Annotated in this window: 10 protein-coding genes; all 10 read left to right on the top strand. The window is 34.0% G+C overall.

Annotated elements, in window-relative coordinates; genetic code table 11:
* Positions 1 to 25 precede the first annotated feature (25 nt).
* The 10 genes from HMPREF9402_RS10955 (at position 26) to HMPREF9402_RS14390 (ending at position 11145) form a co-directional block, all read left to right on the top strand.
* On the top strand, positions 26 to 1618 hold the full coding sequence (locus HMPREF9402_RS10955; protein ID WP_337998360.1) for a GspE/PulE family protein: 1593 nt from the start codon (positions 26 to 28) through the stop codon (positions 1616 to 1618).
* An 11-nt stretch (positions 1619 to 1629) separates the two neighbouring features.
* Positions 1630 to 2832, top strand: a complete 1203-nt coding sequence (locus tag HMPREF9402_RS10950; protein WP_009607382.1) for a type II secretion system F family protein — start codon at positions 1630 to 1632, stop codon at positions 2830 to 2832.
* 81 nt (positions 2833 to 2913) lie between these two features.
* On the top strand, positions 2914 to 3402 hold the full coding sequence (locus HMPREF9402_RS14930) for a prepilin-type N-terminal cleavage/methylation domain-containing protein (RefSeq protein ID WP_009607375.1): 489 nt from the start codon (positions 2914 to 2916) through the stop codon (positions 3400 to 3402).
* 311 nt (positions 3403 to 3713) lie between these two features.
* Positions 3714 to 4859: a type IV pilus assembly protein PilM gene (gene pilM, locus HMPREF9402_RS10940; protein ID WP_009607378.1), complete on the top strand. Its 1146-nt coding sequence runs from the start codon at positions 3714 to 3716 to the stop codon at positions 4857 to 4859.
* A 10-nt stretch (positions 4860 to 4869) separates the two neighbouring features.
* The gene (locus tag HMPREF9402_RS10935; RefSeq protein ID WP_009607381.1) at positions 4870 to 5418 is read left to right on the top strand and encodes a PilN domain-containing protein; all 549 of its coding nucleotides are present in this window, start codon (positions 4870 to 4872) and stop codon (positions 5416 to 5418) included.
* 1 nt (position 5419) lies between these two features.
* The gene (gspM, locus tag HMPREF9402_RS10930) at positions 5420 to 6655 is read left to right on the top strand and encodes a type II secretion system protein GspM (protein ID WP_009607391.1); all 1236 of its coding nucleotides are present in this window, start codon (positions 5420 to 5422) and stop codon (positions 6653 to 6655) included.
* 9 nt (positions 6656 to 6664) lie between these two features.
* Entirely contained in the window at positions 6665 to 7546 is an 882-nt protein-coding gene (locus HMPREF9402_RS10925) for a type IV pilus modification PilV family protein (RefSeq protein ID WP_009607387.1), read from the top strand.
* A complete protein-coding gene (locus tag HMPREF9402_RS10920) occupies positions 7547 to 9658 on the top strand; it encodes a hypothetical protein (protein ID WP_009607389.1) in 2112 nt (703 codons plus the stop codon). It abuts the gene before it with no gap.
* Positions 9640 to 10182, top strand: coding sequence for a PilW family protein (locus HMPREF9402_RS10915; protein WP_083809714.1), 543 nt, complete (start codon positions 9640 to 9642; stop codon positions 10180 to 10182). The genes HMPREF9402_RS10920 and HMPREF9402_RS10915 overlap by 19 nt, the downstream gene beginning before the upstream one ends.
* A gap of 15 nt (positions 10183 to 10197) precedes the next feature.
* The gene (locus HMPREF9402_RS14390; protein WP_009607376.1) at positions 10198 to 11145 is read left to right on the top strand and encodes a VWA domain-containing protein; all 948 of its coding nucleotides are present in this window, start codon (positions 10198 to 10200) and stop codon (positions 11143 to 11145) included.
* Positions 11146 to 11225 lie beyond the last annotated feature (80 nt).

The raw sequence follows: 11225 nt of genomic DNA, 5'->3' as shown, positions 1-11225 counted from the left end.
ATTATAGAACCTAAAGAATCAAAAGATTCTGGGTAAAAAGCTAGGAGAGATTCTAGTTGATCAAAAGATTATAACAGAACTTGATATTATTGAGGCAGTTGAAGAACAAACAGGGATTCAGCAAGTCAATTTAAATAATATTGATTTTGATAAACATGCGATTAAGGCTATTTCTCAAAATTTGTGTGAGAAATACGGATTAGTTCCATTTGAAATGGATGTTCATAAAATTAAAGTTGCCATGGCTGACCCATTAAATATTTTTGCGATTGATGATATCTCAATTGCAACAGCCCTTGAAGTTGAAGTTTACATTGCCCCAAAAAGTGATATTTTTAAATTTATTAAGATTATTTATACGAGTGAAGAAGTTTCTAAAGCAGCAGAAGCTTTAACAAAGGAATCATTACAAACTCGTTTAATGACAACCAATATTGAAGATTTAGAAGATGTGAAAAATGCACCTGTTGTTAAAATGGTTGATTTCTTATTTAGAAACTCAATTGAAATGCGTGCTTCAGATATTCACATTGAACCTTTTGAACATGAGATTCGTATTCGTTATCGTATTGATGGTGATTTACGTCTAGTTAATACACTAGGAATTGAATCATTAGCACCACTTGTTGCACGTATTAAAATTTTAGCAGGCCTCAATATTGCTGAAAAACGTGTGCCTCAAGATGGTCGTATTATGATGCGAATTGGAGAGTATGATGTTGATTTACGTGTTTCGATTTTACCCGTTGTAAGTGGGGAGAAAATTGTAATTCGTATTTTAAATCGTTCATCATACCAGTTTGGTCGAGAACGTCTAGGACTTAGTGGCGAAAATATCGAGAAACTTGACCGTATTTTATCGAATCCACACGGTATCATACTTGTAACAGGTCCAACAGGAAGTGGAAAATCAACGACTCTATATACGATTTTAGAAGATTTAAATACAGATAAGGTAAATATTGTCACGGTTGAAGACCCAGTCGAGTATACGTTAAATGGTGTAAATCAGGTTAATGTGAATACAAAAGCTGGTTTAACGTTTGCTAGTGGTCTTCGAAGTATTTTACGTCAGGATCCTGATATTGTCATGATTGGTGAAATTCGTGATGAAGAAACAGCGAAAATTGCAACACGTGCTGCGATTACAGGCCACTTAGTTTTAAGTACGCTTCATACAAATGATGCCCCAACAACGATTAATCGTTTAGTTGATATGGGAGTTGAATCTTACTTAGTAGCATCTTCGATTACAGGGGTTATCGCACAACGTCTTGTTAAGAAAATTTGTCCGCATTGTAAGGAAGCCTATGAAGCTTCAGTACACGAAAAGAACTTCTTATGCGAAGATCCATTAAAACCACTGACTTTATATAAGGGAGTGGGATGTGGTCATTGTCAACAGACTGGCTATATTGGTCGTACAGGAATTTACGAGATTATGGAGATTACGAAGGCACATCGAGAAGCGATTGCTCAAAACAAAGATGCAACGGTACTGAGAGAAATTTCACTTCAGCATCATATGAAATTACTTGCTGATGAATGTAAGATATTAGTCATGGATGGTATCACAACGCTTGAAGAGTTGGCGGATGTGGCAGTCTTTGAACGTTAGGGGGAGAGTATGTGGCGAAGTTTAAGTATCGCGCGTTAACTTCTACGAATGAAAAGGTAGAGGGTGTGTATGAAGCGAAGTCGAAGGATGAAGTATTAGCGATTATTTCGTCAAATGGCTATTACCCTTTAATGATTGAGGAAGTCATCGAAAGTACAAATATTAATTTGGGTCTTAAAAAGAAAGTTAAGCTCAAGGATATTGCGGTATTTTGCCGTCAGTTTTATACGATGGTTGATGCCGGGGTTCAGATTGATAACTGTTTAGATATTTTGTCAACACAGTTAACGCATCCTGAACTTAAAAAAGCTTTAACACAGGTTCATGAAGATGTGCAGCGCGGAGAGTCATTGTATGAATCGATGTCAAAGCATGAAGAGGAGTTTCCAGAATTGCTGCTAAAGATGATTCAATCGGGAGAGGTCAGCGGGAATTTGGATACGATTTTGCTACGTATGTCTGTGTACTATGAAAAAGAAAATAAGATGAACGCTAAAGTTAAAAATGCAATGATTTATCCATCGATTCTAGCAATTGTGGCAGCAGGAGCTGTGACAGTTATCTTAACATTCGTCATGCCCACATTCATTGAAATGTTTAATGAAATGGGAGTGGAACTTCCTTGGTTAACGAAAGCACTTCTTTGGACGAGTGATTTTATGACATCCAATGCTTTAGTGCTCATTGTCAGTTTATTTGCCATCATCTTCGTATATCGAATGTATTCACGTACGGATCATGGGAAATACACAATGAGTCAATTAAAATTGGCATTGCCTATTGTGAAACCATTAAATCAAAAAATTATTGTTTCAAGGTTTACTAGAACGTTATCAACACTGCTTTCGAGTGGGATGCCATTAGCGCAATCTATTCAAATTGTCTCGGAGGTTGTTCAAAATACAGTTGCAGAACAAGTTCTTTTAACAGTTCGAGATGAACTTGTTAAAGGGGAGGGACTAAGTGGTCCGATGAAAGATGCTGGAATTTTTCCACCGATGTTATCTTCTATGATTCATATCGGGGAAGAAACAGGCGCATTAGATGAAATACTAAATAAAACAGCCGATTTTTATGACGATGAGTTAGAGGCACAAATTCAAGCAACAACTGCTTTAATTGAACCATTACTTATTGTAGTCATGGGGATCATTATCGGGGCTATTGTTTTAGCTATTATGATTCCAATGTTTGAGATGTACACTCAAATGTAAATGATTCAGGCCAATCCCTAAAGATGACATGCACACTTTGGGTTGGAATATAAAAAGTAGAGATTATGGGAGGAAAAAACTATGAACAAACGTAACAAAAAACGCGGATTCACGTTAATTGAGTTAATTATCGTAATCGCAATCATCGCCATTTTAGCAGCAATCGCTGTACCAGCATTCGGACAAATTCGTCAAAAAGCAAATGTATCTGCAGATTTAGGAAATGCTCGTTCAATTTATTCAGTAGTAACGGCGGGAATTGCTGATGAATCAATTATTGTTCCAGAGGCTGAAACGTGGTACCCATTAAATGAAGTTGGTGCAGGAACTACTATTGGTAATGGAAAAGTTAATTTAGTTGATAATGGATTAAATGGATTAGCAGATCCTAAAACATATCAAGGTACTACATTCTTCGTTCAAATTAATTATAAAGGTAATATTAAAATTGCTGCAGCAACAACTCAACCAAGTGATGCTTCACCAACATTTGCCCCTACAGGAACTTCAAAATATATTGAAGTTTATCCGAATCCACAAGGTAGATATGCAGATTCGAATAGTAACTAATGATATAAGAAAGTGTAAAGCTTCGGCTTTACACTTTCTTATATCAAGATCAAGTTTATATAAAAACCGATAAGTTTTGTGACTTTCAAAATTTTTAGCGGTTCTATAGTTATACCTTAGTATCAAAAGGGTTTAAATACTAAGGCTGATTTTAAAATGATAGATTACATTTTAGTTTTTATTCGGAAATCGATAAACGTATTTGAGTCGCTATGAAGACTTTTTATAGGAGCGTTAAACGTTTTTGCAATGTGAAAAACTTAATGTTACTTATATATATATATATATATAGAAATATGGGGTGAGAGATTATGTCTGAGAAAAAGAAGTTTGATTTTAAAGAGTTAGCGCAGATGGATATTAAGGATTTATTTAAGAAGAAGGCGCCAGCTAAAGTTAAAGAAAAGAAGTCTAAGCCAATGTTAAAACCTGTTGTTTCATTTGACTTTGGATCAGAGAGCATTAAGGTGGTCGAAGGTCGTTATATTCGTGAACAGTTACAGGTGACGAATTGTTTTTCAGTTGAAACGCCACTAGGTGCGATTGAAGACGGGCGTATTGTAAATGTTAGTTTATTAGTGACGGCTTTATCTAAAGCATTAAATGATCATGGTGTGAAAGCTAAGGATGCGATTGGTTGTTTAAATTCAACTCAAATTATTAATCGTGAGTTATTAATTCCAGTGGTTGCGCCAGATGAGATGGAAACCGTTGTTCGTTATGAGATTCAACAGTTCTTACCGATTAATTTGTCTGATTATTTAATTCAATATGTGATTTTAGGTGAAGTGGAAGTCATGGGGGAGAAGCGTTTAAAGTTAAATGTTATTACATTCCCTGAAAAAATGGCGAGAAGCTATTATGATTTATTAAAAGAATTAGGATTTAAACCTTATGCGTTAGATGTGAGTTATAACGCGATTAGTAAGTTAGCGACTTATAGCGATTTATTAGAACAAGTTACGACAGCAGAAGGTACGGTTGCTTTTGTTGATATGGGAGCCCAATCAATTGATTTAAATATTTTTACGGATGAAAATATTCAATTTACTCGTTTAATTAAATCTGGTGGCGCAATCATCGATGAAAAATTAAATCAATTACCGGATATGTCAATAAAATCAGCGGTATCTTTAAAGCAAGAAGCTGATTTAAGAGAAATTGGAAGTAGTAATCTCGTACAGCGTGCCATCACTCTATCAATTGATGAAATGTTATATGAGCATGAGCGAGTGTTACAGTTTTATCGCAATAAAGCAGTAGGAAATACGATTGATCATGTTTATCTATTAGGTGGTTTATCGCACTTAAAGGGCTTAGAAAATTATATGGAAAATCGTTTGAATACGCCAGTTTCAAAACTTAAAGATATTAGTTTAACGGATGTTAATCAAGCGTTAACTCCGGATGTTTTAGGAGATTATGCGAATGCACTTGGTGCAATGATTCGCTTTTAGGGGGTGTGGTATGAGACGAGATATTAACTTTTTTAGTACCTATCAAAATGAGCGACATAAACAGAAAAATCAAAATATTTACAGTTATGTTTTAGTGGGAGTCGTTGGTTTGTTTGTAATTGGAACATTTACCTATAATCAAGTTCAAATTTCAAACATTAATCACCAAATTGATGAATTAGAAAGCAAACTTTTAGATCCTGCCATTCGAGAACAAATTAAAGAATCAGACCTTGCCTTTAAGTTATCAGAAGTACTGGGGCAGTATGATAATGGATTAACCTCACTGTTAACCAGTATTGAATCACGTGATTTAATCACGACTCAGAAGCTAGATTTAATTAGTTCGACGATTCCATCTGAAGTTCAGTTTGGAAGTTTGAGTATTACGAATACGAATATTACAATCTCAGCTACCTCGACATCACGCACGGCGATTGCAGAGGTTCAACATAATTTAAAACAATTAGATTTTATTGCGGATGTGTATATCGGTTCAATTGGTGGCACGGATACGTATAGCTTTAGTTTAAATTGTACGTTAAAGGATGTGAACTAAGATGAAGATTAGTCAAAGAGAAAAGTATTTATTAATGGTGGTCGGGTGTGTCTTAGTTGTTGTTCTTTATTATCAATTTGTGTTAACACCTCAAAAAGAGAAAGTTTCAACGCTTGAGGGACAATTAATGGAAGTTCAAGCACGCTATGATCAAGTCATGTCAAATATCGCAACCTTGCCACAACGACAGGAAAAAATTAAGGGGCTAACAGCTAGTATTAGCGAGCGGACATCAGCCTATTATCCGACGCTCATTCAGGAAAAAATTATTTTAGAGTTAGACGAAATAATTGAAAAGACAGGAATTAAGGCAACATTTTCGTTTTCAACGATTAGTGCGCAAACAGTACAAGGACTGACGGCGGGCGAGTATGTGAAGCCACAGAGTTCATTAGAACCATTGGTGGACGAGATTAAAGGATTGCAATCAGGTAATCAACAAGATTCTTCAACCGAGGCAGATCAAGATGCATCTAACGAATCTAACGTAGGAACGTCGTCTGCTAGTGCGGAAGTTTTAACGGTTTCGATGACGTTTAATGGAAGTTATGAGGTAGTTAAAACGTTTATTGATACGATTCAGAATTGGAAATACAATTTAGTGATTACGAATTTATCGTTGAGTCCACAAAGTGAGACGGAGGTAGCGGGAAGCTTTAATTTAGAATTCTACGGGGTACCGAAGTTACAAAATCAAGACCAAGCATATTTGGATTGGACGTTAAATAATACGTATGGTAAAGAGATGCCGTTTTCAACGGGTGTAGCAAATGGTGCTTATAATACGATGATCGAAGAGTTATTATCTTCTGGTGTAAAGATTTATGATTTTATGATGGTTGTTCGCTCATCAGTTTCTGATCTACCGGCAGTTACGATTGGAAAGGCATTGGATGAATCAAGGGAATCTTATTTATTCGCTGACCAAAATGAGATAGAACCAGTAGTTATTACATTAAGTCAAAAAGAGGGGGTATATTATTACCGCTATGAAACATCGGAAGGAAGTTATCCAACGACAACTGATGTCATCGAGTTTATCCCATCAAATGGAACGATTGATTTTCAAATTATAAGTGAACCACGACAAGCAGCTAGTGATTTGTCAGGTGTATCATTAAAAGTGATTAATCATACAGATTTAGTTGTTAATATTGAAGTACAAGATGATGATTCAATTAATCCACGTATATCTGTTTTAAGTGAAGGATTTACTGTTAATGTCACAAAGAAGTAGGTGATTATGATGGAAAATAAAAAATCATATTTACATAAAAATCCAGGGCTTACGCTAATTGAAGTTATCATTAGTGTAGCCCTTTTGGCGATTTTATCAGTGCCTATTTTTACGATGGTAAATACGAATGTTAAGTTGAGTCAAAAAACAGAATTGAGACAACAAGCAACGATTATAGGCCAAAGAATTCTTGAGTATTTAGGTTCAATCAAAGATGTAACACTTGGCGATAATGATGTTCTTTCTTCTCTTGGTGTCGATATAGCATTTGAGAAACCTATAGACTCTGATGAAGTTATTGGAAATGGAATCACTTCAGATAAATTTAAAGTTGCTATTCAGATGAAAAATATTATTCAAAATGTGACTGATGAAACTCCATCATTGACAGTGAATGATTTAATGAAAAATCCACTGTTTGTTATTACGGAACAATCCAATTATTTAAATATTAATGGAGAATTAATGGCGGATGACCTAAGTTTAATGATTGAACATAATGTGGTTAGGATTTGTGATCAAAATTTGAAATGTGTAGAGAAACCAATTATGAATAATCAAGTTACAATTTATGTACAAGGTAAAATCGCAAATTCATATAAAATTTTAGTTGAAAATCAATTAAGTACGACTATGACGATATATGCGCAATATGATGCAAACCAAAATAAAAATATTAATTTAGTGACAACAGATGGTCAGGTTGATATTAGTTATTTAATTAAACAGAAAGATATTGGTTTAGAAAGTGATGAAAGTTTCGTTGGACAATTGGGCGATTTATATGAAATTAGTGTTTCAATAACTAGCGCTGAGGTAGAGGGGAATTTATTCAAGGGGGATACAGTAAGTCAATTAAATATATGTGAAATAGGTCAGGGGGGATATTAGGTGAAAAAAAAGAAGGGCTCAACATTATTAATGGTGACTATTTTTACGGGACTGGTGATTAGTGTTGCAGCAGTATCGATGGCCGTTGTGGCTAATGATTATAAAATGAAGGTAACAGAGAGTAAAAAGGTTGCTAATTTATATGGGGCAGAATCAGGACTTAATATGGCTTATAACGTCTTAGTGAAGGTGTTTGATTATGCAGTTGAGGTAGCGAATGATACTGTTGTGACTAGTTTTGATAAAAATCTTGAGTTAGAGGAATCACAAGATAAGATAAATGAAGTGTTTCAAACTTCTTTTTTAGAAGTTTTCGATCATGCAGATTATACATATGGAGAGAAATCAGGTACTTTGTTACAGTTAGCTTTGGATAATCAAGTTTATCCAACGTTTACTAATGATGGAATTACTTATAAACCTTTTGATTTTTCAGAAGGAGAAAACTTAGATATTGAGGTTGAAATGCAACATGATGATAAGAAGATGACCTTTACATTTGTTTCAGATTTTGAATCAAATGATTCGCAGATGCAAAGTAACAATCGTAAAGTGAGTGTGAAATATAGTATTTATATTCCAACTTATCAAGGAGCAATTAAACAAAATAGAACAGAAGTCATGATTAAAAATTATCCTGTTTTTGCTGATAGTGTGATGAATATTGATCAGAATGCTTTTTTAACTGGTGTAGTGAACATTGATGGAAATATGCGAGTTAAAGGAAATGATATCTCTACTACAGATCGTGTTTATATGAAGTATGCAAATGGTATTTCATTAAGTCAGGGAGCTTTAACAGTTGTAAATGGTAATGTGATTACGAATGAAACATTATCTCTTAATATGAATGCTAATGCTACGATTAATGGAAATGTTTATGCGCGTAATGTCTACTTAGGAAAGTTAGAAGCTGTTGAGGTTGCAGATACGAATGCACATTTAAGTGTGAGTGATAGTGTTTTACTAGATAATGACTTAGCAATTAACGTACAGGATAATCTAAACGGAACACTCTCGACTGTCAAATTAAATAATTTGTATGGATTAAATGATAAAAATATTTATGATTCAACAGGAGATCAAGTGAGAGAATCAAGTAGTTTAATTATCAATAGTGAAGGTGCAAAAGTAGAAGTGGTGAATGAAACTTATTTATCAGGTGTGGCTTATATTGATACAGATGGTAAACCCTATCAGACGGGGGAATCAGTTGCTATTAAAGGAAATTATTTAGTTTATACTGAAATCTTACCTGGTTATGAGGACCGTGTTCAGTTAAGGTATTATAATCCCTTGTTATTAATCGAGAGTATAGACGGTGATAGTTCATTAGGAGCTAAAGCTAATTATTTTGTGACAGTCAATTCTTCGGATGGAACATTAGAGTTAAGCGATGGTGGGGTTTCGTTAAATCGAGATAAAACTTACACTGTAGGGGCTTCAATTAGTACTGGTAATCAGGTTCAAGGAAGTACGATTACAATCGAGAAGCAAAAAGAAATGATTAACCATAAAAAAAGCTATGCTTCTCAAGTTTTTAATATGGGAATGAGCGCAACTGAAACTGATTATATAAATGGCGTCGTTAAGAAATCAGTTATTAATCAAATTGATTTTTCGGCTGAGGCATTTACAAAAGATGATACAACATTTAATCATAGGTATGGAAATGTGGTTTTAAATAGTGATGAGGATGTTGTAATTATTGTAGAGGGTACAGAGAACGGGAATCAAATCAATTATGTCAATAAATCTGGTGATGTTATTAAAAGTATGAAGGATATAGATGAGGCTTTTATTGTGACTAAAGGAGATGTGATCTTGTCAGGTGATGTTTCGCTGACTGGGAATATCATTTCTGCAGGTAATTTAAGAGTTTCGAATAATAATCAAAATACTGGAAGTATTAATCTTAAGCTTGATAAACAGGTGACGCAACATATCATAGCTGCTAATTATAAGGAATTAAAATCAATTTTTAAAGAGGATTTAATCCAATACGATACTACAAAAGTGGAGATAGTGGATGGAGTTATGTTAGATGAATTAGAAACGAAATATTTTGCTGAAGATTATATTAGAATGGGTCGTTGGCAACTACTGAAATAGTGGTGATTAAAGTGAAGCAATACAAAAAAACAAGAGGTTTAACGTTAATTGAAGTTATTATCGCAATGGCGATTATGATGATTGTTGGAGGCGTAATAACAACGATGACGGTAAGTAATAATAAGATTTTGTCTAAAGTCGATATGAAATCTGAATTACAGTTAGAGGGACAATTGATTCAGACGCAGTTAAATAGTGTTGCTTTTGAATCTAATGGGGTTAAGGAAGTTGTGTTCAAAGGAGATACGGATGAGATTGAATCTTTAACTTTGTATGATGTAAGTTACGATTACCAATTCGTATTAGATGATCATACTGTAATTTATAGAAAAATCCAGGGTGAGAATGTATTAGTGGAAAAGCAACTGTCTTCACATGTTTCAAAAATTGTAGTGATTGGAGAAGAAGATTTAGAAAAATCTTCTTACATGGAGTTTAATATTACACTTGAAATGAAGCGTGGTGGGCAAGTGGTGGATTATCAGATTGATAATTATATTGTGTTTAGAAATTTTAAAAGGTAAGGGAGGGAGCAAGAGATGGAGAAGTTTAAGAAACTAAAAGTTAGATTAGGATTATTTTTAATTATTTTTCTAGGTTTAGGGATTGTTACAACTATTACTTCATATGCAACTGATGATGTTAACCAAGAACAGAATATTGAGGTAGGGCCTATTGTTAATGAAGAATCTACAGAAGGTGATGAAGGGCAGAAAGACGATAGTTATGAAGATTTGTTAGACGAAAGTGTGAGAACTTCTGAATCTAATAAATTAGAAACAGTCATCCAAACTAATTTAAACCAATCATTATTTGTAACTTCGGCTTCTAATGTTAAGCCACAAATAGATTTTACTTATTTGGGGATTACGCCGATTAATCCAATGCAAGGACAAGAGTTTACAGTGAGATATAAGTTAACTCCTAATCCATTCCAACACAATATTTCAAAACCAAAGGAAATTGTATTAGTATTAGATGGTTCAGGAAGTATGTCAGGAACTAAGTTAACTAATTTAAAGAATGCTGCTAAAGATTTTATTGATCGTTTAAAAGGCGTGGATAATTTAAAAGTTGCGATTGTGGTTTTTTCAAGTAATGCAACGATAAATCCAATTAGTGTGAGCGGAACAACTAAAATAAAATCAACTGATAAAAGTAGTGAATCATCTATTCCAAATTATAAAACATTACAAAATGAATATTTCTTAGATATTAATGATAGTAGATTGATTACTATGATTAATAATATAGATGCTCAAGGTGGAACGAATACTGGAGATGGTTTGAGAAAAGCTGAATATTTACTGAGTCAGAAAGGTGATTCAGTAGCAAATAAAACAATCATTTTGATGTCAGATGGACTACCGACATACTATTCTGGAAGTACTGAGAGTGGAGTTAATTACTACAAAGAAATTAAGGATGATGTTGTTGGAATTTTTCTAAAAAAAATAGTAAATATACATATAGTATTCCTTATTTAAGAGGACAGGGAAATGACAGCTCATCGTCAAATGTCAATACTTCAACCAATTATGCTATAGAAATAGGGAATATTATTAGC

The sequence above is a fragment of the Turicibacter sp. HGF1 genome (genome assembly GCF_000191865.1).
Taxonomy (GTDB): Bacteria; Bacillota_I; Bacilli_A; order MOL361; family Turicibacteraceae; genus Turicibacter; species Turicibacter sanguinis.
This window is presented reverse-complemented; position numbering and strand designations above follow the sequence as displayed.